Here is a 24299-nt window from a genome sequence, read left to right on the forward strand (position 1 = left end):
GGGGCTCACGATATCCAGCCTACATGGAGCCCTGAACACGACCTAAACTCACGTTCATGACGGCTACGCGTACGCCCGGAATGCCCGTGGTCGAGGACGGCGTCCTCATCTCGACCAGCCCTGCGACCGGGGCGGAGGCGGGCCGGGTGCCCGTCGCCGACGCCGCCGCCGTGGCCGCCGCGGTCGAGCGGGCCCGCACGGCGTTCGTCTGGTGGGCCGGCCTGGGCTTCGACGGGCGCAGGACCCGACTGCTCCGGTGGCGGGCCCTGCTGGCCGAGCGGGTGGAGGAGCTTGCCGCCCTCACCCACACCGAGACGGGCAAGCCGGTCGCCGACGCCGTCGTCGAGGCCAGCGCCGCGATCGAGCACACGGACTGGGCCGCCCGTAACGCCAAGCGCGTCCTCGGCCCGCGCCGGGTGAAGTCGCGCCTGCTGCTGGCCGAGCACGCCGGACACCTCGAGTACCAGCCGTACGGGGTCATCGGCGTCATCGGCCCCTGGAACTACCCGATCCTCACGCCGCTGGGCCCCATCTCCGGGGCGCTCGCCGCGGGCAACGCCGTGGTGCTCAAGCCCAGCGAGTACACGCCCGCCGTGGGCCAGTGGCTGGTCGACACGTTCGCCGAGGTCGTACCGGAGCAGCCGGTGCTGCAGGCCGTGCACGGCCTCGGCGACGTGGGCGCCGCACTCTGCCGCTCCGGGATCGGCAAGCTGGCCTTCACCGGGTCCACCGCCACCGCCAAGAAGGTCATGGCGGCCTGCGCGGAGACGCTGACGCCGGTGCTGATCGAGGCCGGCGGCAAGGACGCGCTCATCGTCGACGCCGACGCCGACGTGAACGCGGCGGCCGAGGCCGCCGTCTGGGGTGCCATGACCAACGCCGGGCAGACCTGCATCGGCATCGAGCGCGCGTACGCCGTGGCGCCCGTCTACGACGCGTTCGTGGCGGCCGTGGTGGCCAAGGCCGGCAGGCTGAAGGTCGGCGAGGAGATCGGCCCGATGACCATGCCCGGCCAGCTCGACGTGGTCCGGCGCCACATCGAGGACGCGCTCGCCAGCGGCGGCAGGGCGGTGCTCGGCGGGGCCGGGGCCGTGCAGCCCCCGCACGTGGCGCCGACCGTGCTGGTCGACGTACCGGAGGAGTCCGCCGCCATCCGCGAGGAGACGTTCGGGCCGACGCTGACCATCACCAAGGTCGCCGACGCCGACGAGGCGGTCGCCAAGGCCAATGCGCTGCCGTACGGGCTGGGCGGCGCCGTCTTCGGCAAGGCGAACGCCATCCGCATCGCCCGCCGGCTGCGCACCGGCATGGTGGCGGTGAACTCGACGCTGAGCTTCGTCGGCATGGCCAACCTGCCGTTCGGCGGCATCGGCGACTCCGGCTTCGGCCGCATCCACGGCGAGGACGGGCTGCGGGAGTTCGGCATCCCCAAGGCGATCACGGTACGCCGGGCGCCCTCGCTGCTGCCGGCCATGACGTTCGAGCGCACCCCCGCCCAGGTCCAGCGCATCGTCAAGGCGCTGAAGCTGCTGTACGGCCGCCGCCCGTGACGGCCCTTGCTAGCGTCATGTGGTGGATCAAACCGCTGTCGAGGTCCGCGGCCTGTCGGTGAGCTACGGCTCGACCCCGGTGCTCGTCGACGTCGACCTGACCGTGCCGGTCGGTGCCGGCGTCTGCATCACCGGCGAGAACGGCATCGGCAAGTCCACCCTGCTGCGCTGCATCGCCAGCCTGCAGAAGCCGGACGCGGGCGAGATCGAGGTCTTCGGCGGCCCGCCGGGCTCCACACCGGAGTTCTGGCGCGCCGTCGTGACCACCGTGGAGCCGCCGACCTGGTATCCGGGCCTGACCGCCCGCGAGCACGCCGAACTGGTCTGCCGCGCGCACGGCCTGGACCCTGACGAGGCCGGAGTGGACGAGGCCCTCGACCGCTTCGGCATCGCCTCGCACGCCGACGCGATTCCCCCGTCGCTCTCGTCGGGCCAGAAGCAGCGGCTCACCCTGGCCCTGGCCCTGCTGCGCCCGAGCCGGCTGATGATCCTCGACGAGCCCGAGCAACGCCTCGACCCGGAGGGCCGCGCCGCGGTGGCGGCGATGCTGGCCGCGTACCGGGAGGGCGGGGGCACCCTCCTCATGGCCAGCCACGACGACGCTTTCGCGGCGGCATCGGGAACCACCGTGACCGGCATGGCCGATCTGGTCGCCGTATGACCACTGCGGTCAGCGTCGCGGGCGTACGCCGATGGGTACGCCGGACGCAGTCGGCGCACAAGGAACGCGGCGAGACCCTCGGCAACTTCTACTTCGCCGTACTGTTCGTCGCGATCGTCGGCGGCATGGTGCACCGGCAACTGGCGGCGGTCTTCTGGCCCGCCTCGCCGCACGCCTCGGCCCTGGCCGGCGCGGGTCTCGCGCTGGCCGTCACCGGCGCCCTGTACCTGGTCCTGCGCCGCCTCGGCCCGCTCAGCCTCAGCCGCCCGGCCACGTCCTGGCTGCTCACCGCCCCGGTCAGCCGCCGCCGCCTGCTGCTGCCCTCGCTCTGGTGGGCAACGGTGGCCGCGGCCGCGGCGGGAGCCCTCGGCGGCTTCGCGATCCTGGGCCACACGGTCACCCGGCCGGTGCCCGACGCGGCGGCCCTTCTGCCTGCTCTGGGCGCGCTGACCGGCGGCGGCCTGCTCCTGGTGGCGCTCGGCGCGCAGGCGGACCGCTGGTGGTCGGCCCGCTCGGACGACCTGGCGTACCTGCTGCTGGCCGCCGGCCTCGCCGCCCTGGTGACCGACGCGGCCGGCGCGGCTCTCCCGGCCATGTCCGGGTGGCCACCGGCTCCCACCCTGGCAGCGGTCGTGACCGCCCTGGCCCTGGTCGCTGTGGTCTTCTGGCTCCTCGCCGCCCGCCGGCTCGAGTGGACCCCGAACGACCGCATCGTGGAGGCGTCCAAGACCGCGGGCACCCTCGCCGACTCGGCCTTCGGCGTGGAACCGTCGTTCGTCACCGAGATGATGGAACGACGCTACTGGGCCCGCCGCAGGCTCCGGTCACGGCGCTTGTCGCCCCGCATCCCCGTCCTGACAGCGCAGGACCTGCTCATGGTCCGCCGACGCCCCCGGCGGATGCTGTGGCTGGCCGGGGCCACCACCCTGCCCGCCCTGCTGAGCAACGCACCGGGCTGGGTCCTCGCCTCAGCGGTGCTGGTCGGCGGTCTGGTGGCGGGCGGGGTGACCACGGCGAGCGTGCGTACCGACGCGGGCAACCCCTGGATGCTGCGCATGCTGGGGCTCAGCTCCCGCAAGGCCGTCCTGCACCGGCTCTGGGTGCCGGGCGTCCTCGCTGCCCTCTGGTACGCCGCCGCGCTCATCCTCCTGCGCAGCCTCGGCGACCTGCCGGCAGGCCCGTGGTGGGCGCTGGGGCTCGCGCTCGGCCCGGTGGGTGCCGTGGCGGCGGTCCGCAAGGCGCGTACGGGGTTCGTCGACAACTCGCTCCTGCCGCTGGAGACGCCGATGGGCTCACTGTCCACCGGACCGTTGCTCGCCGCGATCGCCGGCGTCGACGTGCTGCTGCTGGGCCTGCCGACCGTCGTGCAGATCGCCCAGAGCGAGCCGCTGACCTGGACGGGCGTCGTCGTGCAGGCAGGCGTGGGGATCTTCGGCGCCCGCGCCTACCTCAGCGGCACGACCGCGACGGACCGTGTGGAGCTCAGCGACTAGAAGAGCGTGAGCTCATTGCGGTCCATGCCGCGCAGCTTGTCGTAGTCGACGACGACGCATCGGATGCCCCGGTCCGTCGCCAGCACCCGGGCCTGCGGCTTGATCTCCTGGGCCGCGAAGACGCCCTGCACCGGGGCGAGCAGCGGGTCGCGGTTCATCAGCTCCAGATAGCGGGTGAGCTGCTCGACGCCGTCGATCTCGCCGCGGCGCTTGATCTCGACCGCTGCCGCCGCGCCGTTCGCGTCCCGGCAGAGAAGGTCGACCGGGCCGATCGCGGTCATGTACTCGCGGCGGACCAGGGTCCATCCCTCGCCGAACGTCTCCGGGTGGGCCGCCAGCAGCTCCTGGAGGTGCGCCTCGACGCCGTCCTTGACCAGGCCCGGGTCGACGCCCAGGTCGTACGAGGTGTCCTGGAAGATCTCCTCGAGGGTGATCCGCAGCTCCTCGCCGGCCTTGTTCACCACCTTCCAGACGCCCGGTGCCTCCTGGAGCTTGCACGGGGGGCTCATCCAGTTGAGGGGCTTGTAGGCGCGGTCGTCGGCGTGGATCGACACCGAGCCGTCGGCCTTGACCATCAGCAGGCGTACCGCCGGGGGGAGGTGGGCGGAGAGGCGGCCGACATAGTCCACGGAGCACTTCGCGATGACCAGACGCACCGCACGAGGGTAGCTTCCGCCTCCGGGCGGGGCGAGCGCGGCGGTGCCATGCTGAGATCGTGCTCGAAGCCCTCACCGGTAGTGGCCTGGCGGCGTCCGCCGGGCTGAATGCGTACATTCCCCTGCTCATGATGGGTCTGCTGGACCGGTTCACCGGCACGATCGACCTGCCGGCGGGGTGGCAGTGGCTCTCGAACGGGTGGGTGCTGGTCATCCTCGCGGTGCTGCTGACCGTCGAGGTGGTCGCGGACAAGGTGCCCGTCGTCGACCACGTGAACGACGTCGTGCAGACGGTGGTGCGGCCGACCGCGGGTGGCCTGGCGTTCGGGGCCGGGTCGTCGTCGGAGACGGTCACCGTGTCGGATCCCGGTTCGTTCTTCGGGTCGCATCAGTGGGTCCCGGTCGCCGCCGGTGTGGTGATCGCCCTGTGCGTGCACGGCGTGAAGGCGGCTTCCCGGCCGGTGGTGAACGCCTCCACCGCCGGGATCGGCGCTCCCGTCGCCAGCACGGCCGAGGACTTCACCAGCGTCGTCCTGTCGCTGCTGGCGATCCTGGTGCCGGTGCTCGTCCTGCTCGGACTCGTTCTTCTCGTGCTCACCGCGGTGTGGGTGATCAGGCGGCGCCGGCGGCGCAGGAGGGAACGGCGGGCGCCGGAGGGTGTCGGGACGCAGCGACTCTTTGGTTGACTTTCCCGGTGCCCGCGATAGCCGTACCCGCCTTCGCCCTGACCTGGTGGCTGGGGTGCTACCTCGTCGCCCGTGATCCGGCCCGCGTGGTGCTGTGGCGCGCCGGTGGGGCTCTGGGGTCGTACGCCGTCGCGGTGGTCGCCTGGAGCGTCGCGCCGGGGTCGACGGCCGCCAGGGTGCTCCTCTGTGTTCCGGCGCTGTGCTGGTCGGGCGTCGCGACGGCTCTGCTGCCCCGCGGTGTCCCGGAGCGGCGGCAGGTCAACCGCGGGTGGGCGTACGCGTCGGGGTTGTTCCTGCTCCTGGCGTTGCTGCTGCCCGGGGTGGGCAAGCTCGTCGCGCTCGCGCCCCTGGCCGGCGCCACCGTCCTGCTCGTCCGCTACCGGGACCGGGTGCGGCCGGCGTCGTTGCCGGCCGCTCTCGGCGCCGCCGCCGCCCTGTACGCGGCCGGCCTGGTCGTCATGCTGGCACCGATCGACCTCGGGTCGGCGGAGGTCGTGCTCGCGGCGATCGGCCTCGACCTGCTGCTGCTCGGCTTCCTCGTGGCCGTGGCGGACGCGACGGAGGCCGGCGAGCGGCTGGTGCCCGACCTGCGCCGGTCCTCGGTCGCCGCCGTGGTGGCGACGCTGCTCTGCGGCGGCCCGGCCGCGCTCACGATGCTGGCCGTCCCGGCGTCGCGCACTGTCACGGTGTTGCAGTTCGTGCTGGTGGCGGCGGTGATGGGGGCCGTCGGGCTGGCCGTGCCGCTGCGCTCGGGCCTGGACCGGCTGGCTTTCCTGCAGGACGAGCGGCTGCGGCAGGACCGGTCCGCGCTGCTGCTGGCGGCCGAGGCGTTGCCGCGTCGCCGGGAGCGGCACCGCATGATCGCGATGGACGAGGAGGAGTTCCGCCGGCTGACCCGCCGGGCGCTGGACGACTTCGGCGACGTCGGCCGGCTGCTGCGCAACCCGCTCATCGACCTGCCCATGGTGGACCGGCGACTGCACACGCGCGGGCCGGGGGTGGCCGAGCAGCCGCTGGTACGGGCGGCCGAGCTGCGGACCGTGCTGGCCGAGCACGTCGCGAAGCTGCGGCCCGCCGCCGGGTTCGGCACCACCGACGAGTGGCGGTGGTACAACGCCCTGCACTACTGCTGCGTGCTGGGGCTGCGGCCGTACGACCGGGCACCGCAGACCGACGGCCTCGGCCGGGACGCCCGCCAGGCCCTGGACTGGTTCCGCCGGCACGTGCCGCGCAGCACCCTGCGCCGCTGGACGGCCGAGGGCGCGGACAAGGTGGCGGCGCGGCTCTGGCGTGATCTCCTCAGCACCGACCCGCGCTGGCTGACGCGGGCCGACGCCGTACGCCCGGGGCGCTAGAGACCCGACACGCCGCCCAAAAGGTCTGTAAAACCCCCAAAGCGGTTAAAATCCCCCCACGTGGATTCCGGGGGGTTGAGTGGGTAGCCACCGCAACGCGCTGGTCGCCGTCGTCCGGCAGGAGCTGGCCGAGGCACGCGGCACCGCCCGGGCCGTGCTGGCCGCCGCCGAGTCGGCCCGCAACGAGGCCCAGCGCCGGAAGAAGCTGATCCGGGACGCGTACGCGACCTGCCTCGCCCAGCTCGCCGAGGCCCGCGACGCCGCCCGCCAGGACATCCTGCGCCGCACCCAGGCCGAGGCGGCCGCGCTGACCCGCAACGTCGAGTCCCTCGCGGCCCTCACCGCGTCCGGGGCGGCCGGCACGTCGTGGCGCTACTGGACGCCGACCGAACCCGACCGGGTCGGCCGGCCGGGGCTGCTGCGGATCGGAACGGTCGCGTACGAGGCCGGCGAGGAGCGGACCAAGCTGCCCGCCCTCGTACCGTTCCTGGACCACGCGCACGTCAACGTCCTCGGCGACCAGCCGGCCGTCGACGGCGTGATCTCCGGGCTGCTGCTGCGCGCGCTCGGCACCACCCGCCCGGGCGACGTCCGGCTCAGCGTCTACGACCCCGAGCAGCTCGGCGGCACGCTGGCCGCCTTCGCGCCGCTGGGCAACGCCGGCCTGCTGTCGTTCGTCAGCCCCGGCGGGCTCGGCGCCACCCTCGACGAGCTCGTCGAGCACATCTGCCGGGTCAACGAGAGCGTGCTGGCCGGCGAGTACGTCTCGCTGGCCGACCTGACCGCCGCGACACCCGGGCCGCGCCCCGAGCCGTGGCGGGTGGTGGTGCTGCTGTTCGACCCCGCGCGCGCCGGAGACCTGTCCGAGGCACAACGGGCCCAGCTCGACCGGGTGGTGCGCACCGGCGTCGCTTGCGGCGTACATCTGGTGGTCCGGGGTCTGGAGCTGGCACCGCACCCGACGGTGGAGCGCGTCGCCGTGCGGGGGGAATCCGCGACCTGCGACACCACCGGCGCCCTTGTGGTCGGCCTCGACGCGGCGCCCCCGGCCGAGCGGATCGCCGGGTTCTGCCGGGCCACCGCCGAACGCCTGCGCGAGGGACCGCCGCCGGCCCGCTTCGCCGACCTGGAGCCGGAGAAGCTCTGGACCGAGTCGTCCACGCACGGCCTGGCCGCCCCGATCGGTGACAGCACCGACGGCTCGCTGGTCGAGGTGCCGCTCGGCGACGACCCGCCGCATGCGCTGATCGGCGGGCCGTCCGGATCCGGCAAGACCAACCTGATCTACGCGTGGATCGGGTCGCTGGCCGCCCGGTACGGCCCTGAGGAGCTCGCGCTCTACCTGCTCGACTTCAAGGAAGGCGTGTCCTTCGCCCGGTTCACGCCGGGCCCGCGGGACCAGAGCTGGCTGCCGCAGGTCCGGCTGGCCGGCATCAACGTCAACGGCGACCGCGAGTTCGGCCTGGCGATGCTGCGCCACCTGAGCGAGGAGCTGCGGTCCCGGGCCCAGGCCGCCAAACGGTACGAGGCCACGAAGCTGGCCGAGCTGCGCGCCGAGGACCCCGGCGGCCACTGGCCCCGCATCGTGGCCGTCATCGACGAGTTCCAGGTGCTGCTCTCCGGCCGCGACCCGCTCGCCGACGAGGCGGTGACGCTGCTGGAGGACCTCGCCCGGCGGGGCCGCTCGCAGGGCATCCACCTGGTGCTGGCGAGCCAGGACGTGTCCGGCATCGAGGCACTGTGGGGGCGTTCCGGCCTGATCGGACAGTTCACCCTGCGGATCGCGCTGCCCAAGGCGCGGCGCATCCTGGCCGACACCAACCTCGCCGCCGCGGTCATCCCCCGCTTCCACGCGGTCGTCAACGCCGACTCCGGGGTCGCCGGGGCCAACCAGGTCGTGCGGTTGCCGGACGCGAGCGACCGGTCGGTGTGGCGGGCGCTGCAGCGCAAGCTGTGGCAGGAACGGCCGGAGTCGTGCGTACCGCCGCGGCTCTTCGACGGTGACGCGGTGCCGCGGCTGCCGGACGCGTACCGGCCCGCCGGGCGGGTGCCGGACAGCACGGCGGACGTCGGGTCGTCGCCGGGCGCGGTGCTGGGTGAGCGCATCGACGTGGCGGCGCGGCCGGCGCGGCTACGGCTCGGCCGGATGCCCGGGCGCAACCTCGCGGTCCTCGGGACCCGGGTGGACGAGGCGTGCGACGTGCTGGCGGCGGCCGCCCTGTCGCTCGCCGCCCAGGGACCCGCCCGCTTCAGCATCGTCTGCCTCGACCCCGGTGCGGAGCGTCCGGCCGCCCGGCTGGTCGCCGAGCTGCCCCAGGCCGACTGGTACGGCCCCGGCGACCTCGACGACCTGTTCGCCACGTTCAGCGGGGACGGGATTCCGCACTACGTCCTCGGGTACGCGTGGGACGCGGCCGGACCGGCGTACCGTGACCGGCTGCGCGCCCTGCTCGCCGACGGCCCCGAGCAGCGGATGCACGTGCTGGGCTGGTGGCGCTCGGTCGCCCGGCTGCGCGACGACCTCGGCGGGATCGGCGCCCGGCTGGACACGATCGGCGCCTGGGTGGCGCTCGACGTGCAGGGCCCGGAGCTGAGCCCGCTCTCACCCCAGCCGGGCGGCCCGCTCTGGTATCCGCGGCGGCGCCGCGCCCTGTTCTTCGACCGCTCGGTGCACCGCCATCCGGAAGTGATCATCCCATACGAGGTGAACAGTGACCACACGTGACCGCGACTACCAGCTGATGATGAGCGCGCTGGCCGAGGTCGCCCGGCGGCGCGACGACGAGCTGCGGACCGCCGAGGAGGCGTACCGGGACAGCGCCGCCCAGGCCGCCGGGGAGCTGGCCCGGGCGGAGGGGGACGCGGCGGCCGCCGACCGGTGGGCGGGTGCGGCGGCCGCGCAGGTGCTCGATGTCGACCGGGAGGCGGCGCGGCTCTGGGACCAGCTGCGGCGGGCGCCCGGCATGCGGGTGCGGGCGCTGGGCGAGGTGCCCGAGCCGGCCGCGGTGGAGGCGCTGCCCCGGGTCGCGCTGGAACGCTCCCCCGGCTCGCAGGCGATGGCACCGGCGCCACGCCAGTCGGCCCGGACGCTGCTCGCCCGGGCGGCGGAGCGCATCGACGTGACCGTACGCCCGGCCGAGCGCCGGTCCCTGCCCCGCTGGGCGCTACCCCTGCTGCCCCTGCTCGGCGCCCTGGTCGCCGGCCTGACCGGGCTCGTGGCGGCCGGCCTGGTCACGGTCGGCAGTACGCCCATCGCCGGCGGCACCCTGCTCCGCGGCCTGGGCTGGCTGGCGTTCCTGGTGGCGCCGTCGGCGGGCGTGCCGGTCGGCGCGGTGATCGCCCACCGGCGGCTGCGCGCGCGCCTGGACATCGGCGGCATCGGGCTGACCCTGCTCGGCGGCATGCTCGCCGCCACGATGCTGTCCATCACCTTCGCGGCGAGCAGGTGAGCTAAGTTCCCTCCATGGGGGACGATGCCATCGAAGTCCGCGGGCTTCGCAAGGTCTACGGCGACACGGTCGCGGTCGACGGCCTGGACCTCACCGTCTCACGGGGTGAGATCTTCGCGTTGCTCGGACCGAACGGCGCCGGCAAGACCACGACAGTGGAGATCCTCGAGGGCTACCGCCGGCGGGACGCGGGCGACGTCCGGGTGCTCGGCGTCGACCCGGCCGTGGAGGACGCGGCCAAGCGCCGATGGCGTACCCGGGTCGGCATCGTCCTGCAGGGCACGGGCGAGTTCGACGAGCTGACCGTCGGCGAGGTGGTCACCCACTTCGCCCGCTTCTACCCCGCCCCCGACGACCCGGCCGAGGTCATCGCCCGGGTCGGGCTCACGGACAAGGCCCGATCCCGGACGCACACGCTCTCCGGCGGCCAGAAGCGGCGCCTGGACGTGGCGCTGGGCATCATCGGCCGGCCGGAGCTGCTGTTCCTCGACGAGCCGACCACCGGCTTCGACCCGGAGGCGCGGCGCGAGTTCTGGGCGCTGATCCGGGACCTGGCCGGCACCGGCACCACCATCGTGCTGACGACGCACTACCTCGAGGAGGCGGAGACGCTCGCCGACCGGGTGGGGGTGATCGCGGCGGGGCGGCTGATCGCCGTGGACACGCCCCGGCGGCTCGGCAACCGGGACTCCGCGCTGGCGACCGTCTCCTGGCGTACCCCCGAAGGGGCCTGGGAAAGCACCCGCAGCGCGACGCCGACGGCCGTGGTCACCGACCTGGCCGCGCGCTTCGACGGCGAGGTGCCCGGCCTGACGGTGACCCGGCCCACGCTGGAGGACATCTACCTCGACATGATCGGAGCGGCATGAGCCTCGGGTTCCGGCAGGGGGTGCTGGAGATCCGGCAGTTCCTGCGCAGCCGCGAGCAGGTCATGTTCACACTGGCCTTCCCGGCGATCCTCATCCTGGTGTTCGGCTCGATCTTCAAGGGCGAGATCGGCGACGGGGTGAAGTTCACCCAGTACTTCGTGACCGGCATGATCGCGACCGGGCTGATGACCGCCGGCTTCCAGGCCCTGGCGATCCAGATCCCGATGGAGCGCGACCGCGGCGTCCTCAAGCGCCTGCTCGGAACGCCGATGCCGCGGTGGGTCTACTTCGCCGGCAAGGTCATCATGGTCGGCTTCGTCGCGGTGCTGGAGACCGTCATCCTGCTCACCGTGGCGACCCTGCTGTTCGGACTGAACCTGCCGGACACCGCCGGGAAGTGGCTGACGTTCCTCTGGGTGTCCGCGCTGGGCATCACGGCGTGCACGCTGTGCGGGGTCGCGTTCTCGTCGCTGGCCCGTACCGGACGCAGCGCCCCGGCCGTGGTCACCCCGGTAGCGCTGATCCTGCAGTTCATCTCCGGGGTCTTCTTCGTGTTCACCAGCCTGCCGGGCTGGATGCAGGACGTGGCGTCGGTCTTCCCGCTGAAGTGGATGTGCCAGGGGCTGCGCTCGGTGTTCCTGCCGGCGTCCTTCGGCCCGCGCGAGCCCGGCGGCTCCTACGACCTGCCGATGGTCGCGCTGGTGCTGGGCGCGTGGTGCCTGGTGGCCCTCGTCCTGTGCCTGACCACGTTCCGATGGACCACCAAGCGCGACGGCTGACGATGAAGCGGATCACGGGGTTCTTCAAGCGCTTCTTCGGCCAGATCGGCGAGCTGCGGGAGATGGCCAAGGCCGACGTGGTGGCGTCCCTGGTGCCGGCCGACGCCCTGTACGTCTCCATCGGGCCCATCGCCGTGCTCTCCGACGTCTGGGCCTTCAACGGAGGCAAGCCGGGTGCCGTGTACGGCCAGGACCTGGGCTACCTGCCGGCCAGATACCGCCAGGAGATCGCCTTCCTGGTGCATACCCCACATCGGCTGGCAGTGATCGAGAGGTCCGGGCCGCGCTGGTCCATCCCCATCAGCCAGATCACCGACCTGGACGGGCACCGCCGCGGGGGCTTCCTCGTGTGGACGAACAGCCGGGAAGGACTCGCGGTCGGGCCGCAGACCCCGGTCGAGGTGCCGCCCGGCGCCTCGTTCCGAACCCCGGGCGGGATGATGAACCTCTTCATCGGCTGGGACGCGGAGCTGATGCCGTACGGCGTCCGGCGGCACTTCTGAGGAGCGAAGCTCCCGGCCGGTGACCGGGAGCTCCGCATGCCCTCAGGCCTCGTACGTGTAGAAGCCCTTGCCGGTCTTGCGGCCCAGGTCGCCGGCGGTGACCATGCGCTGCAGCAGCTCCGGCGGGAAGAACTTCTCGTCCGCGGTGTCGCGGTAGATGTTGCTCGTGGCATTCAGCATGACGTCGAGGCCGGTCAGGTCGATGGTGGCCAGCGGGCCCATGGCGTGGCCGAAGCCGAGCTTCATGACCGTGTCGAGGTCGGCGGCGGAGACCACGCCCGACTCGACCAGGCTGATCGCCTCGACCAGCAGCGCGGAGAAGAGCCGGTTGGAGACGAAGCCGGCCACGTCGCGCTTCACCTCGACGCAGGTCTTGCCCACCTCCTCGGCGAAGTTGCGCGCCGCCGCGAGCGTCTCGTCCGAGGTCTGGTAGCCGCGGACCAGCTCGACCAGCTTCATCATCGGTACGGGCGAGAAGAAGTGGATGCCGACCACGGCCTCGGGGCGCTCGGTGACCGCCGCGATCTGGGTGATCGGGATGGCCGAGGTGTTGGTGCCGAGCACCGCGCCGGGCTTGCAGATCTTGTCGAGGGCCCGGAAGACCTCGTGCTTGGCCTCCACCTTCTCGAAGATCGCCTCGACCACGACGTCCGCGTCGGCGGCCGCCTCCAGCTCGGTCGTGGTGGTGATCCGGGCGACGGTGGCGTCGGCGTCCTCCTGGGTGATCTTGCCCTTGGCCGCGAAGCGCCCGAGCGAGTCCCGGATCGCCGAGACCCCCCGCTGCAGCGAGGACTCGTCCAGATCCCGCATGGTGACCTGCCATCCCGCCTGCGCCGCGACTTGAGCGATACCGGAACCCATCAGACCGGAGCCGATGACCGCGAGCCGACCCGCCATGTGTTGCCTCACCTTCTCTGTGTCCCGCTCATCTTTGAGGGTGGTCCCAGACTAGCGGGCTCCCTTAACGCAGGCTCAGGGCCTCTATCGGGGCAAATCCCCGGAAAACCGGTCCCACCTTTGCCAGACTGTGCGCATGCCACCAAGCGACGGCTGGTACCTCCTAGGGCCCTTCATAGCCGTCGCGCTGGTCGGTTTCCTCGGCGCGATCTTCTGGCGGATGGGCCTGCAGTGGACGCGGGCGGCCGACGACCCGCTCCGCGACCTGTACGCCGGCCTCGCCATCTTCGACTGCGGCGACGACTACGGGCTGCTCTGCCCGGCCGCGGCCACCGACGACCCGCTCATCGCGGAGGAGATCCGGGCGCTGCTGCGGGCCGCGGGCATCCGCTCGACCTCCGCCGTACGCCCGGACGGCCGCCTGCTGGTCCTGGTGTTTCCGGAGGAGGTCGACGAGGCCCGCCGCCTGGTCGGGGGCTCCCCGGCGCTCTGATGCGCCCTCAGAAGTCGTAGGTCGGCTCGGTGACGACCGCGCGCTCCACGTCCACGCCGAGGCGGGCCAGGTCCGCCACGAAGTCCGGGTAGCCGCGGTCGATGTGGTGCACCTCGCCTACCTCGGTAACCCCGTCCGCGCACAGGCCCGCGATCACCAGACCGGCGCCGGCCCGGATGTCCGTCGCCCGGACCGGCGCTCCGGAGAGCCGCTCCCGGCCGTTCGTCACGGCGTGGTGCCCATCGGTACGGATGTCCGCACCGAGCCGCACCATCTCGTTCACGAACATGAACCGGCCGTCGAAGATGTTCTCGGTGATCAGCGACGATCCCGAGCTGACCGCCGCCAGGCCCAGCGCCATCGGCAGCAGGTCGGTGGCGAACCCCGGATACGGCAGCGTCACGATGTCGACGGCCTTCGGACGATCATCCATCCGTACGCGGAAAAGGTTGTCGCCCGGCTCCACGACCCCACCGGCGGAGACCAGCTTGTCCAGCGCGATCTCCAGATACTCCGGCCGTACGCCGTGGACGGTGACGTCACCACGGGTCATCGCCGTGGCGAACGCCCACGTGCCGCCGACGATCCGGTCGCCGACCGTGGCGTGCCGGACCGGCTTGAGCGCGTCGACGCCCTCGATGGTGAGCGTCGACGTGCCGGCACCGTCGATGTGCGCGCCCATCTCGGTGAGCATCTCGCAGATGTCGACGATCTCCGGCTCCCGCGCCGCGTTGTCGATCTCCGTGACGCCCTTCGCGAGAACGGCCGCCATCAGGATGTTCTCGGTCGCGCCGACGCTCGGGAAGTCCAGCCAGATCTTCGCGCCCCGCAGCCCCGCCGGCGCCGACGCGATGACGAAGCCGTGCTCGCCGGAGATTTCCGCCCCCAGCCGCGCCAGTCCCGAGACGTGCATGTCCAGCCCGCGGGAACCGATCATGTCCCCGCCGGGCAGCGCCACCCGTACGTACCCGCGGCGCGCCAGCAGCGGCCCCAGCACACAGATGGACGCCCGCAACCGGCGTACGAGGTCGTAGTCGGCCTCGCTCCCCGGCTCGGCCGGCACGTCGATGGTCGCCTCACCGCCGTCGAACGACACGTCACAACCCAGCCGGCGCAGCACCTCGCCCATGATCGCGACGTCGGTGATCCGGGGAACGTTCGCCACGACACTGCGCCCCTCGGCGAGCAGCGCGACAGCCATCAGCTTGAGCGCCGAGTTCTTGGCACCGCCCACCGTGACATCACCGGAGAGGCGTGCGCCGCCCTTTACCCTGATCACATCCACGCGGGCCATCGTATGGGGCGCGTCCAGACGGCCTCCGTAGGGTGGGGGCCATGGCCGTGCATCTCACCCGCATTTACACCCGCACCGGCGACGCCGGCTCCACCCGCCTCGGCAACAACGAGGTGGCCGCGAAGACGGATCCGCGCATCGTCGCGTACGCCGACGTCGACGAGTGCAACGCCGCGCTGGGCGTGGCGCTGGCGCTGGGCGCCCTGGCACCGGACGTCCGCAGCGTCCTGACCGCGGTCCAGAACGACCTCTTCGACGTGGGCGCCGACCTGTGCAACCCCCTGATGGAAGACCCGCCGTACCCGCCGCTGCGCATCCAGGAGTCGTACGTGACCCGCCTGGAAGGCTGGTGCGACGAGTACAACGAGCAGCTCCCGGCACTCGACTCCTTCGTCCTCCCGGGCGGCACGCCGGGCGCGGCACTGCTTCACGTGGCCCGCACCGTGGCCCGGCGCGCGGAACGCTCGGCCTGGGCGCTGGTCGAGCAGGACCCGGAGCGCACCGGGCCGCTGCCGGCGAAGTACCTGAACCGGCTCTCGGACCTGCTCTTCATCCTGGCCCGCACGGCGAACGGCACGGCGGGCGACGTGAAGTGGGTCCCGGGCGGCACCGCGTCCTGAACCGCACGTGGAAGGGCTCGCCTCCCGGACCGCAGCCCGGCCCGGCGGCGAGCTAGGCCCGGCGGTGAGCTCCGCGGTCCCGTGGCGAGCTGCGCGGTCCGGCGGCGCATGCCGACTGGCTTGTGGCGGGTCAGTTCTCGGCGGGGCGGGGGCTGATCGCCGGGCGTGGGGCCACGCTGCCCGGCTGGCCCGGCGGTCCCGCCTCGAGCCACGACAGGAAGCCCGTCACGGTGGACTCCGCCATCGCGATCTCGATCTCCGTGTCCGGCTGGCGGCAGAGGAGGACGACCCAGTGGCCGGGCATGGTCAGGCGCTCGGGGCCTTCGGGCAGCCGGCGGCGTTCCACGGCCAGCGTGCGGCGGTCGAGGACGCGCTTGGGGCGGACGGCGAAGCTGAAGAAGCGGTGGAAGCGCAGCTCGTCGCCGACGAACTGGCCCAGGCCCGCCGACCAGCCGCGGCCCGGGACGATGGTGTTGACGCGCACCTGGACGCGGATGGTGCCGCCGCCCTGCATGAGCAGGCGGCGGCGGAAGAAGATGGCGAAGAGGACGACGAGCAGCGCGGCGATGCAGATTCCGACGATCTCCAGAATCCGCATCGCGGGGCGTCAGTGCGCGTCGGGGGTGGCGGGGGTCGCGCTCTCGGCGAGGACCGTCACGCCGTCGGCGTCGATGGAGAGGAAGCCACCGGCCACGTCGTAGGTGAGCTGCTCTCCGCCGGCCAGCTTGACGCGCACCTGGGAGGGCTCCTTGAGCAGGCCGAGGAGCGGCGAGTGGCCGGGCAGGACGCCGAGCTCACCCTCGGTGGTGCGTGCGACGACCATCTCGGCGTCGCCGGACCAGACCTTCTCCTCGACGGCGACGACCTGGACGTGCAACTGCTTGGCCACGCTGTCTCCTTGTAAGCCTGCGGAACCTTGCGGGTCCCTCTTCGGTGAAGTCTAAACGGCCGGGTGACACACCGTTGCCTCGGGTGGCGATCGCCACTCTGCGGAAGGACGGGGCTACAGCTTCTCGATGAAGCTCGGGTTGTCCACGAGGAAGGACGCGATGGAGTCGGTGTTCACCGACGCGAAGAAGTCCTCGGCCGACGGATCGAGACCCTCCCCGATGTACGCCCGGCCGCTGAACAGCGACTTGCCCGGCAGCTTGACGAGGGTCATGTCGTTGGAGCTCACGCCGCGCAGCGCCAGACCCCAGTCGACCACGTTGTGCCCGTTGCCGTCGAAGATGAGGGCGTCGCCGGCGGCTCGCAGCACGTGGTCCAGCTTGATCGGGTTGGTCACCAGGTCCTTGCTCAGCGCCTGCTCGGCCATGGCCTTGATGAACTGGCGCTGGTGGCGCTGGCGGTCGTAGTCGCTGCGGGGCAGACCGTAGCGCTGCCGGCAGTAGTCGAGCGCCTGCCAGCCCTCCAGGTGGTAGGTGCCCTTCTTGTACTCCGCCTGGGGGCCGATGTACGGGTGGGCGCAGGAGTTGTCGGCGCACTCGGGGCGGCGCGGGCGCGGCTTGCCGTTCGGCTGCAGGTGTTCCGACTTGACGTTCTGGTCGATGGTCATCGTGACGCCGCCCATGGCGTCGACGATCTCCTTGAAACCGTTGAAGTTGATGATCGCGCCCGCGTCGAACCGCTTGATGCCGGTGAGCTTGCCGACCGTCTTGGCCAGCAGGTCGAAGCCCTGGGCCACGTCGTGCTTGCCGTTGCCGATGCTGCTGCCGTACGACATCGCGGCGTTGATCTTCGAGGTGCCGCCCTGGAAGCCGGTCTTGGCGAACGGCGGGATCTCGACCCGCAGGTCACGCGGGATGGAGAAGAGGTACGCCTGCTTGAGGCCCTTGGGGATGTGCACGACGATGATCGAGTCGGACAGTGGCGCGGAGGTGGCGTCGCGCGGGTCGATGCCGACGAGCAGGATGTTGAGCGGTCCCTTGATGTCGGCGACCGCCCGCTTGGGCGCGCCCGCCGCCGCGTTGCCGAAGAGGTCCCTGTTGTCCACCGCGCCGGCGTATCGGGCAACGAGCGCCTTGGTCGTGATCAGCGCGCCGCCACTGACGACCATCAGCGCGCATCCGATGATCGCGCACAGCCTCGCCCAGAGCGGCGACCGCCGCTTGGTTCTGGGTTTCCCGCTCTTCGCCACTCGCTCCCCAACCGCCGTCGATGGGTCTCATCCGCGACCAAAGGAGCCATGATCGCAGGGCAGTGCAACAGGCATCGTCAAGAATATCCGAACAAGAGAAGAAACTTTCGCGTCCTGATAGCCCGCCCCGGGCGTCGGTGCACCTGAATGCCGGCACGTCGCCCGTACTGGCTGGCTAAACGGACATAACGGGCCTGAGGAAACGCGCAGGGCCGCCCCGACCTGGAGTCGGAGCGGCCCTGGGACGTGATCGCGCGTGATCAGCCCTTCATCAGCTCGTGGGCGTTGCGCTCGAGGTCCTCGAGGCCACCGCACATGAAGAAGGCCTGCTCGGGGAACGAGTCGTACTCGCCCTCGCTGATCTTCTTGAACGCCTCGATGGTCTCCTTCAGCGGGACCGTCGAGCCGGGGACGCCGGTGAACTGCTCGGCGGCGTACGTGTTCTGCGAGAGGAAGCGCTCGATGCGGCGGGCCCGCTGCACCGTGATCTTGTCCTCCTCGGAGAGCTCGTCCATGCCGAGGATGGCGATGATGTCCTGCAGGTCCTTGTACTTCTGCAGGATGCGCTGCACCTCACGGGCGACCGCGTAGTGCTCGGCGCCGACGAACTCCGGCGCCAGGATCCGCGAGCTGGAGGCCAGCGGGTCCACGGCGGGGTAGATGCCCTTGTCCGAGATCGACCGCTCGAGGTTGGTGGTCGCGTCCAGGTGGGCGAACGTGGTCGCCGGGGCCGGGTCGGTGTAGTCGTCCGCGGGCACGTAGATCGCCTGCAGCGAGGTGATCGCCTTGCCGCGGACCGAGGTGATGCGCTCCTGCAGCTCGCCCATCTCGTCGGCCAGCGTGGGCTGGTAACCCACGGCGGACGGCATGCGGCCGAGCAGGGTGGACACCTCGGAACCGGCCTGGGTGAACCGGAAGATGTTGTCGATGAAGAGCAGCACCTCCTGGTTCTGGACGTCCCGGAAGTACTCCGCCATGGTCAGGGCGGTCAGGGCGACGCGCAGGCGGGTGCCCGGCGGCTCGTCCATCTGGCCGAAGACCAGGGCGGTCTTGTCGAGCACGCCACCCTCGTCCATCTCGAGGATGAGGTCGTTGCCCTCGCGGGTGCGCTCACCCACGCCGGCGAACACCGACGTACCACCGAAGTTGCGGGCGACACGGATGATCATCTCCTGGATGAGCACCGTCTTGCCCACGCCCGCGCCGCCGAACAGGCCGATCTTGCCACCGCGCACGTACGGCGCGAGCAGGTCGAGCACCTTGATGCCGGTCTCCAGCATCTCGGTCTTGGGCTCGAGCTGGGCGAACGCCGGGGGCTTGCGGTGGATCGGCCAGCGCTCGGTGACCTGCAGCGACGCGGGGTCGGCGTTGAGCACCTCGCCCAGGGCGTTGAACACGTGGCCCTTGGTCACGTCACCGACGGGCACCGAGATCGGCGCGCCGGTGTCGGAGACCTCGGCGCCACGGATCAGGCCGTCGGTCGGCTGCATCGAGATGGCACGCACGAGGTTGTCACCAAGGTGCTGCGCGACCTCGAGGGTCAGCGTCTTGGTGCCCTCGGAGAGGGTCACGTCGACGTGCAACGCGTTGAAGATCTCGGGCATCGCGTCCCGCGGGAACTCGGCGTCGACGACCGGGCCGATGACCCGGACGACGCGGCCGACGCCGGTCTCCGTCTTGGTGGGCTCAGCTACAGCAGTCATCACACATCACTTCCCGACGTGGACAGCGCCTCGACGCCGCCGACGATTTCACTGATTTCCTGGGTGATCGCAGCCTGCCGCGCGGAGTTCATCTCGCGCGTGTACCGCTTGAGCAGGTCGTCCGCATTGTCCGACGCGCTCTTCATCGCCCGGCGCCGTGACGCCGACTCGCTCGCCGCCGACTCCAGCAACGCCGCGTAGATCCGCGTGTTGAGGTACTTCGGCAGCAGCGCGTCCAGCAGCTCCTCGGCCTCCGGCTCGAACTCGTACGCCGGCCGCAGTCCCGGTTCGCGCTCCTTCTCCTCGACCTGCATCGGCGCGAGGAACCGCGCCTGCGGGGTCTGGGTCATGAGCGACTTGAACTGGGTGCTGACGATGTGCAGCTCGTCCACGCCCTGAATGCCGTCCGGACCGTGGTGCTCGTCCGTGTCGTCCGCGCCGGCGACGAACGCCTCCAGCAGGGACTCCCCGATGCGGCGGGCGTCCTCGAAGGACGGCCGCTCCGAGAAGCCGGTCCAGCTGGCCTCGATGGGCCGGTTGCGGAACCGGTAGTAGCCGACGCCCTTGCGGCCGACGACGTACAGCGCCACGTCCTTGCCGTCCGCCCGCAGCCGCGAGAGCAGCTGCTCGCAGGTGCGGATGGCGTTGGCGTTGTAGGCGCCGGCCAGGCCGCGGTCGCTGGTGATCAGCAGCACACCCGCGCGCCGCACCCGCTCACGCGGCTGCAGCAGCGGGTTGTCGATCGAGGCGTTCGAGGCCAGCGCCGTCAGCACCTGCGTGATCGCCTCCGCGTACGGCTTGGAGGCGGCGACCCGCTCCTGCGCCTTGGCGATGCGGCTGGTGGCGACGAGCTCCTGCGCCTTCGCGATCTTCTTGGTCGACCGGACGGTGCGGATGCGCCGCCGGAGGGCCTGTACCTGACCGGCCATCTAGATCAGCCTTCGTCCGTGGTGGACCGAACCTCGCGGGTGACGGTCTCGCGGCTCTCGGTGCCCTCGGCGAGCGGCTGGGCCGGAGCCTCGTTCGGGCCGCCGGTGGTCTCGCCGCGCTTGAAGAGCTCCTTGAACTCGTTCACGCCGCTCTGCAGCGCCTCGACCTGGTCGTCGCCGAGCAGGCCGGAGGAGGCGATCGCGGTGAACGCGTCGCTGCGGTTGCGCTTGATCCAGTCGAGGAACTCCGTCTCGAAGCGACGGACGTCCGCGACCGCGATGTCGTCGAGCTGGCCGGTCGTGCCGGCCCAGATGACCACGACCTCCTCGGCCACCGACAGCGGCGAGTACTGCGGCTGCTTGAGCAGCTCGACCAGGCGGGCACCGCGCTCCAGCTGGGCCCGCGAGGCCTTGTCCAGGTCGGAGGCGAAGGCCGAGAAGGCCTCCAGCTCACGGAACTGGGCGAGGTCGAGGCGCAGGCGGCCGGAGACCGAGCGCATCGCCTTGACCTGCGCCGAACCGCCGACCCGCGACACCGAGGTGCCGACGTTGATGGCCGGGCGCACACCGGAGGCGAACAGGTCGCCCTCGAGGAAGATCTGGCCGTCGGTGATGGAGATGACGTTGGTCGGGATGTAGGCCGAGATGTCGTTGGCCTTCGTCTCGATGAGCGGCAGGCCGGTCATCGAGCCGCCGCCGAGCTCGTCGGAGAGCTTGGCGCAGCGCTCCAGCAGCCGGCTGTGCAGGTAGAAGACGTCGCCCGGGTACGCCTCGCGGCCCGGCGGACGGCGCAGCAGCAGCGACACGGCACGGTACGCCTCGGCCTGCTTGGTCAGGTCGTCGAAGACGATGAGGACGTGCTTGCCGTTGTACATCCAGTGCTGGCCGATGGACGAGCCGGTGTACGGGGCGATGTACTTGAAGCCGGCCGGGTCCGACGCCGGGGAGGCCACGATGGTCGTGTACTCCAGCGCACCCTGGGCCTCGAGCGTCCCGCGGATGCTGGCGATGGTGGAGGCCTTCTGGCCGATGGCGACGTAGATGCAGCGGACCTGCTTCTCCGGGTCGCCGGTCTCCCAGTTGGCGCGCTGGTTGATGATCGTGTCGAGCGCGACCGTGGTCTTGCCGGTCTTGCGGTCGCCGATGATCAGCTGGCGCTGGCCGCGGCCGATCGGCGTCATGGCGTCGATGGCCTTGATGCCGGTCTGCAGCGGCTGCTTGACGGGCTGGCGCGCCATCACGTTCGGCGCCTGCAGCTCCAGCTCGCGGAAGCCCTCGTTGGCGATCTCGCCCCGGTCGTCGATCGGGTTACCCAGGGCGTCGACCACGCGGCCGAGGTAGGCGTCGCCGACCGGCACGGAGAGGACGCGGCCGGTCCGCTTGACCTGCTGGCCCTCCTCGATGCCGGCGAAGTCACCCAGGACCACGACGCCGATCTCGCGGACGTCGAGGTTCAGGGCGACACCCAGCGTGCCGTCCTCGAACTCGAGCAGTTCGTTCGCCATCGTCGAGGGCAGACCCTCGACGTGCGCGATACCGTCGCCCGCATCGGAGACGATGCCGACCTCCTCACGGGAGACCTCGGGCGTGTAGGACGAGACGTAGCGCTCTAGCGCCCCCCGGATCTCGTCCGAGGAGATGGTCAGCTCGGCCATCCTCTGCCTTCTCTAGTCGGCTCGGGGCGTCGCCGCGCCCGAGGGCTGTCGGTAGCGTCGCCGCCGCCGAGGGGAAGTAGTTATTTAGCGAACGCCTGCCGGGCTTCGTTGAGTCGCCGCAGGATCGTGCCGTCGTAGAGGTCGGAGCCGACACGGACACTGAGGCCACCGATGATGCTCGGATCCACATCGACCTTCAGCGACACCTGCCGACCGTAGATGTCGGACAACTTGGCAGCGAGCCGCTGCTCCTCGGCGTCGTCGAGCACCTTGGCCGCCGTCACGTACGCGACCTCGCGGTCCCGCTTCGCGGCGGTCAGTTCGACCAGCTTGCTCAGCGACGTCTCGAAGCTCCGGCCACCGAGACCGTCGAGCGCGACTCGCACGAGCTGGAGCGTCCCCGTCTGGGCCTTGCCCGTCAGCAGGTCCTCTGCCAGCTTAGCCCTTCGTTCGACCGGCGCAGTGGGGTCACTGAGCGTGACCGCCAGCTGCGGGTTCCCGGCGACGACGTGCCCGAAGCGGAACAGCTCGTCCTCGATGTCGGCCAGCCGGGCGGCCTTGTCGGCGGCCGCCAGCGCGGTGTCGACGCCGAGCCGCTCGGTGGCGTCCAGCAGCTCGCCCGGCGCCGACCAACGGCCGGACGCCAGAACCACCAGCGCGTCCACCGCGACGGCACTGAGCTTGCCGCTGAGCAGCGAGCGCAGCAGCTCGCCGCGCTCGGTGCCCGAGCGCGACGGGTCGGTCAGCGCACGCCGCAGCCGGGGCTCGCCGCGCAGCAGCCGCGCCACCGACAGGATCTCGTCGGCGGTGATGGCGATCTGCGCGGCGGTCGCCTTCTGCGTGTCCGCGGTCAGCTTCTCCACTGCCGCGGCGTACGACTCCCGGTTGACGGTCGCCATCAGCGACCGCCCGCCGTACCGGCGCCGAGCTCGTTGATGAACCGGTCGACGGTGCCCCGGCTGCGCGCCTCGTCGGCGAGCGACTCACCGACGATCTTGCTGGCCAGGTCCACGGCGAGCGTGCCCACCTCGGAACGCAGGTCGCGCACGATGCTCTCGCGCTGGGCGGCGAGCTGGTCGCGACCGGCCGCGATGATGCGCTCGGACTCCTCCCGTGCCTTGGCCAGGACGTCCTGACGGATGCCCTCGGCGTCGGCACGGGCCTCGTCGCGGATCCGCGCGGCCTCCGTGCGGGCCTCGGCGAGCTGGGCCCGGTACTGCTCGAGCAGCTGGTTCGCCTCGGCCTGAGCGGCCTCGGCGCGCTTGATGCCGCCCTCGATCGCGTCGACCCGCGCCGCGAACGTCTTCTCCATCTGCGGGAAGACGAACTTCATCAGGACGAAGCAGAGCACCGCGAAAGCCACGGCGCCGACGACGATCTCCTGCCACGCCGGGATGATCGGGTTGTGGACGGACTCCTCACCGGCTTGGGCGAGATAGGTAAGGGAAAGCACGGGCCCCTCCTGTCGAGGTTGAGGTCAGACTGGAGCTAGCCCTGCCAGATGATGCCGAACGCGATGCCCAGCAGCGCGAGCGCCTCGATGACGGCGAAGCCGATCCACACGTACGGGAGGGTCAGACGCGACGACTCCGGCTGGCGGGCCGTCGACTGGATGTAGGCCGAGAAGACCAGACCGACACCGATGCCCGGGCCGATGGCGGCAAGGCCGTAACCGATGGCAGCGGTGCTACCGACAACTTCGGCGAGAACCATGTGAGTTCCTCCTGAGATCTCGCGTGACTGTCACGCGGGACGACAACGGGTGTAACCGAAACAGCTCAGTGCTCGTCGGCGAGCGCGCCCTGGACGTAGCTGGCGGTCAGCACGGTGAAGACGTACGCCTGCAGGCAGACGACCAGGAACTCCAGCAGGGTCAGCGCGATCGTCATGGTCCACGAGACGACCGCCACCGGGGCGAGCCAGGCGTTCGCGCTGATCATCGCGAACCCGCCGAGCGTGAAGACGAGCAGCAGCAGGTGACCGGCGAACATGTTGGCGAAGAGTCGCACCGCCAGCGAGAAGGGCCGGACCAGGAAGTTCGAGAAGAACTCGATCGGAATCAGCAGCGGCAGGATGAACCACGGCGCCGGCGGGACCAACGCGGTCTTGAAGTACTTCAAGAAACCGTGGTGCCGGATTCCGGCAATGATGAACAACAGGTAGCTGATCACGGCGAGCATCGCCGGGAAGGCGATGTGCGAGTTCGGGGAAAGCTGCACCAAGGGCACGATGCCCCAGAAGTTGTTCAAGAGGATGAAGAGGAAAAGCGTCGTCAGGTACGGCGCGAACGCCACACCCTTCGGCCCGATCATCTCGACCGCGATGTTGTTACGCACGAAGCCGTACGCGCTTTCCGCCAGCCACTGCTTCTTGGTGGGGACGAGCTGCGGCTTCCGGTAGGCGACCAGGAAAAAGATGATGAGGACGGCAACCGTGACCCAGACCAGCAGAGTGATCTTGGTGAACCAGTAGGACTCGTGCGCGCCCCACGGCAGGATGCTGGGCAGGTAGAAGTCCTCGACGCTGGGCGGGAACTCCGCTGCGAGGACCGTTGACTGACCGATCACCGT

The 24299-nt window shown here is 71.3% G+C and carries 25 protein-coding genes; 12 read left to right on the forward strand and 13 right to left on the reverse strand.

From position 1 onward, the window contains the following. Positions 1 to 56 precede the first annotated feature (56 nt). From AB0J80_RS15365 to AB0J80_RS15375, 3 genes are read left to right on the forward strand one after another with little or no spacing between them, the layout of a single operon-like run. Positions 57 to 1550 carry an aldehyde dehydrogenase family protein gene (locus AB0J80_RS15365; RefSeq protein ID WP_364704955.1) on the forward strand — a complete coding sequence of 498 codons (1494 nt, stop codon included), beginning with the start codon at positions 57 to 59 and terminating at the stop codon, positions 1548 to 1550. 19 nt (positions 1551 to 1569) lie between these two features. Then, on the forward strand, positions 1570 to 2211 hold the full coding sequence (locus AB0J80_RS15370) for an ATP-binding cassette domain-containing protein (protein WP_364704957.1): 642 nt from the start codon (positions 1570 to 1572) through the stop codon (positions 2209 to 2211). Continuing rightward, a complete protein-coding gene (locus AB0J80_RS15375; protein WP_364704959.1) occupies positions 2208 to 3704 on the forward strand; it encodes a DUF6297 family protein in 1497 nt (498 codons plus the stop codon). The genes AB0J80_RS15370 and AB0J80_RS15375 overlap by 4 nt, the downstream gene beginning before the upstream one ends. Here the strand turns inward: AB0J80_RS15375 and nucS are convergent. Further along, entirely contained in the window at positions 3701 to 4360 is a 660-nt protein-coding gene (gene nucS, locus AB0J80_RS15380; protein ID WP_364704961.1) for an endonuclease NucS, read from the reverse strand. The two genes, AB0J80_RS15375 and nucS, sit on opposite strands and share 4 nt — an antisense overlap. 59 nt (positions 4361 to 4419) lie before the next feature. Between nucS and AB0J80_RS15385 the strand changes: the two genes are divergently transcribed. The 7 genes from AB0J80_RS15385 to AB0J80_RS15415 all read left to right on the forward strand — a co-directional run bounded on the left by AB0J80_RS15385 (position 4420) and on the right by AB0J80_RS15415 (position 12001). Further along, positions 4420 to 5046, forward strand: coding sequence for a DUF4126 domain-containing protein (locus tag AB0J80_RS15385; RefSeq protein ID WP_364704963.1), 627 nt, complete (start codon positions 4420 to 4422; stop codon positions 5044 to 5046). An 8-nt stretch (positions 5047 to 5054) separates the two neighbouring features. Continuing rightward, the gene (locus AB0J80_RS15390) at positions 5055 to 6401 is read left to right on the forward strand and encodes a hypothetical protein (RefSeq protein WP_364704965.1); all 1347 of its coding nucleotides are present in this window, start codon (positions 5055 to 5057) and stop codon (positions 6399 to 6401) included. Between the two features lie 79 nt (positions 6402 to 6480). Then, on the forward strand, positions 6481 to 9126 hold the full coding sequence (locus tag AB0J80_RS15395; RefSeq protein ID WP_364704967.1) for an FtsK/SpoIIIE domain-containing protein: 2646 nt from the start codon (positions 6481 to 6483) through the stop codon (positions 9124 to 9126). Next, complete coding sequence (locus AB0J80_RS15400; RefSeq protein ID WP_364704969.1) at positions 9113 to 9850, forward strand: hypothetical protein; 738 nt, start codon at positions 9113 to 9115, stop codon at positions 9848 to 9850. The genes AB0J80_RS15395 and AB0J80_RS15400 overlap by 14 nt, the downstream gene beginning before the upstream one ends. A gap of 14 nt (positions 9851 to 9864) precedes the next feature. Further along, complete coding sequence (locus tag AB0J80_RS15405) at positions 9865 to 10719, forward strand: ABC transporter ATP-binding protein (RefSeq protein ID WP_364704971.1); 855 nt, start codon at positions 9865 to 9867, stop codon at positions 10717 to 10719. Continuing rightward, positions 10716 to 11498, forward strand: a complete 783-nt coding sequence (locus tag AB0J80_RS15410; RefSeq protein ID WP_364704973.1) for an ABC transporter permease — start codon at positions 10716 to 10718, stop codon at positions 11496 to 11498. Before AB0J80_RS15405 ends, AB0J80_RS15410 begins: the two co-directional genes overlap by 4 nt. Beyond that, entirely contained in the window at positions 11474 to 12001 is a 528-nt protein-coding gene (locus AB0J80_RS15415) for a hypothetical protein (protein WP_364704975.1), read from the forward strand. The genes AB0J80_RS15410 and AB0J80_RS15415 overlap by 25 nt, the downstream gene beginning before the upstream one ends. Before the next feature lie 42 nt (positions 12002 to 12043). Here AB0J80_RS15415 and AB0J80_RS15420 read toward each other — a convergent pair whose 3' ends face one another. Then, positions 12044 to 12898, reverse strand: coding sequence for a 3-hydroxyacyl-CoA dehydrogenase family protein (locus AB0J80_RS15420; RefSeq protein ID WP_364704977.1), 855 nt, complete (start codon positions 12896 to 12898; stop codon positions 12044 to 12046). Between the two features lie 136 nt (positions 12899 to 13034). Here AB0J80_RS15420 and AB0J80_RS15425 point away from each other — a divergent pair, with 136 nt between their 5' ends. Continuing rightward, positions 13035 to 13391, forward strand: coding sequence for a hypothetical protein (locus AB0J80_RS15425; RefSeq protein ID WP_364704979.1), 357 nt, complete (start codon positions 13035 to 13037; stop codon positions 13389 to 13391). 7 nt (positions 13392 to 13398) lie between these two features. On the opposite strand, the gene murA is transcribed toward AB0J80_RS15425, so the two are convergent. Beyond that, the gene (gene murA / locus AB0J80_RS15430) at positions 13399 to 14685 is read right to left on the reverse strand and encodes a UDP-N-acetylglucosamine 1-carboxyvinyltransferase (RefSeq protein WP_364704981.1); all 1287 of its coding nucleotides are present in this window, start codon (positions 14683 to 14685) and stop codon (positions 13399 to 13401) included. Between the two features lie 41 nt (positions 14686 to 14726). On the opposite strand from murA, the gene AB0J80_RS15435 reads away from it, so the two are divergent. After that, positions 14727 to 15305 (forward strand): cob(I)yrinic acid a,c-diamide adenosyltransferase, encoded by a 579-nt coding sequence (locus AB0J80_RS15435; RefSeq protein WP_364704983.1) that lies wholly within the window; start codon positions 14727 to 14729, stop codon positions 15303 to 15305. 130 nt (positions 15306 to 15435) lie between these two features. Here AB0J80_RS15435 and AB0J80_RS15440 read toward each other — a convergent pair whose 3' ends face one another. From AB0J80_RS15440 to atpB, 10 genes are all read right to left on the reverse strand, one after another. Continuing rightward, positions 15436 to 15903: a DUF2550 domain-containing protein gene (locus AB0J80_RS15440; RefSeq protein ID WP_364704985.1), complete on the reverse strand. Its 468-nt coding sequence runs from the start codon at positions 15901 to 15903 to the stop codon at positions 15436 to 15438. A 9-nt stretch (positions 15904 to 15912) separates the two neighbouring features. Beyond that, the gene (locus AB0J80_RS15445) at positions 15913 to 16194 is read right to left on the reverse strand and encodes a F0F1 ATP synthase subunit epsilon (RefSeq protein WP_364704987.1); all 282 of its coding nucleotides are present in this window, start codon (positions 16192 to 16194) and stop codon (positions 15913 to 15915) included. 114 nt (positions 16195 to 16308) lie between these two features. Then, on the reverse strand, positions 16309 to 17361 hold the full coding sequence (locus tag AB0J80_RS15450) for an LCP family protein (RefSeq protein ID WP_364704989.1): 1053 nt from the start codon (positions 17359 to 17361) through the stop codon (positions 16309 to 16311). 341 nt (positions 17362 to 17702) lie between these two features. Beyond that, positions 17703 to 19148: a F0F1 ATP synthase subunit beta gene (gene atpD / locus AB0J80_RS15455; RefSeq protein ID WP_364704991.1), complete on the reverse strand. Its 1446-nt coding sequence runs from the start codon at positions 19146 to 19148 to the stop codon at positions 17703 to 17705. Next, positions 19145 to 20074, reverse strand: coding sequence for a F0F1 ATP synthase subunit gamma (locus AB0J80_RS15460; protein ID WP_364704993.1), 930 nt, complete (start codon positions 20072 to 20074; stop codon positions 19145 to 19147). The genes atpD and AB0J80_RS15460 overlap by 4 nt, the downstream gene beginning before the upstream one ends. A 5-nt stretch (positions 20075 to 20079) precedes the next feature. Continuing rightward, positions 20080 to 21729 (reverse strand): F0F1 ATP synthase subunit alpha, encoded by a 1650-nt coding sequence (gene atpA, locus AB0J80_RS15465; protein ID WP_364704995.1) that lies wholly within the window; start codon positions 21727 to 21729, stop codon positions 20080 to 20082. Between the two features lie 80 nt (positions 21730 to 21809). Then, on the reverse strand, positions 21810 to 22631 hold the full coding sequence (locus tag AB0J80_RS15470; protein ID WP_364705085.1) for a F0F1 ATP synthase subunit delta: 822 nt from the start codon (positions 22629 to 22631) through the stop codon (positions 21810 to 21812). Next, entirely contained in the window at positions 22628 to 23182 is a 555-nt protein-coding gene (locus AB0J80_RS15475) for a F0F1 ATP synthase subunit B (protein ID WP_364704997.1), read from the reverse strand. Before AB0J80_RS15475 ends, AB0J80_RS15470 begins: the two co-directional genes overlap by 4 nt. Positions 23183 to 23217: 35 nt before the next feature. After that, positions 23218 to 23442, reverse strand: coding sequence for an ATP synthase F0 subunit C (locus tag AB0J80_RS15480; protein ID WP_364704999.1), 225 nt, complete (start codon positions 23440 to 23442; stop codon positions 23218 to 23220). Between the two features lie 65 nt (positions 23443 to 23507). Beyond that, entirely contained in the window at positions 23508 to 24296 is a 789-nt protein-coding gene (atpB, locus tag AB0J80_RS15485) for a F0F1 ATP synthase subunit A (RefSeq protein WP_364705001.1), read from the reverse strand. Between the last annotated feature and the right edge of the window lie 3 nt (positions 24297 to 24299).

This window comes from Actinoplanes sp. NPDC049548, assembly GCF_040676695.1.
Lineage (GTDB): Bacteria > Actinomycetota > Actinomycetes > Mycobacteriales > Micromonosporaceae > Actinoplanes.

Excerpts from the sequence above, each read along its gene's own strand:
- AB0J80_RS15435 (WP_364704983.1), top strand. The coding sequence starts at position 14,727 with ATGGCCGTGCATCTCACCCGCATTTACACCCGCACCGGCGACGCCGGC.
- AB0J80_RS15415 (WP_364704975.1), top strand. The coding sequence starts at position 11,474 with ATGGACCACCAAGCGCGACGGCTGACGATGAAGCGGATCACGGGGTTC.
- AB0J80_RS15450 (WP_364704989.1), bottom strand. The coding sequence starts at position 17,361 with ATGGTCGTCAGTGGCGGCGCGCTGATCACGACCAAGGCGCTCGTTGCC.
- AB0J80_RS15375 (WP_364704959.1), top strand. The coding sequence starts at position 2,208 with ATGACCACTGCGGTCAGCGTCGCGGGCGTACGCCGATGGGTACGCCGG.
- AB0J80_RS15425 (WP_364704979.1), top strand. The coding sequence starts at position 13,035 with ATGCCACCAAGCGACGGCTGGTACCTCCTAGGGCCCTTCATAGCCGTC.
- AB0J80_RS15410 (WP_364704973.1), top strand. The coding sequence starts at position 10,716 with ATGAGCCTCGGGTTCCGGCAGGGGGTGCTGGAGATCCGGCAGTTCCTG.
- AB0J80_RS15480 (WP_364704999.1), bottom strand. The coding sequence starts at position 23,442 with ATGGTTCTCGCCGAAGTTGTCGGTAGCACCGCTGCCATCGGTTACGGC.
- AB0J80_RS15420 (WP_364704977.1), bottom strand. The coding sequence starts at position 12,898 with ATGGCGGGTCGGCTCGCGGTCATCGGCTCCGGTCTGATGGGTTCCGGT.
- murA (WP_364704981.1), bottom strand. The coding sequence starts at position 14,685 with ATGGCCCGCGTGGATGTGATCAGGGTAAAGGGCGGCGCACGCCTCTCC.
- AB0J80_RS15405 (WP_364704971.1), top strand. The coding sequence starts at position 9,865 with ATGGGGGACGATGCCATCGAAGTCCGCGGGCTTCGCAAGGTCTACGGC.
- AB0J80_RS15365 (WP_364704955.1), top strand. The coding sequence starts at position 57 with ATGACGGCTACGCGTACGCCCGGAATGCCCGTGGTCGAGGACGGCGTC.
- atpA (WP_364704995.1), bottom strand. The coding sequence starts at position 21,729 with ATGGCCGAGCTGACCATCTCCTCGGACGAGATCCGGGGGGCGCTAGAG.
- AB0J80_RS15440 (WP_364704985.1), bottom strand. The coding sequence starts at position 15,903 with ATGCGGATTCTGGAGATCGTCGGAATCTGCATCGCCGCGCTGCTCGTC.
- AB0J80_RS15460 (WP_364704993.1), bottom strand. The coding sequence starts at position 20,074 with ATGGCCGGTCAGGTACAGGCCCTCCGGCGGCGCATCCGCACCGTCCGG.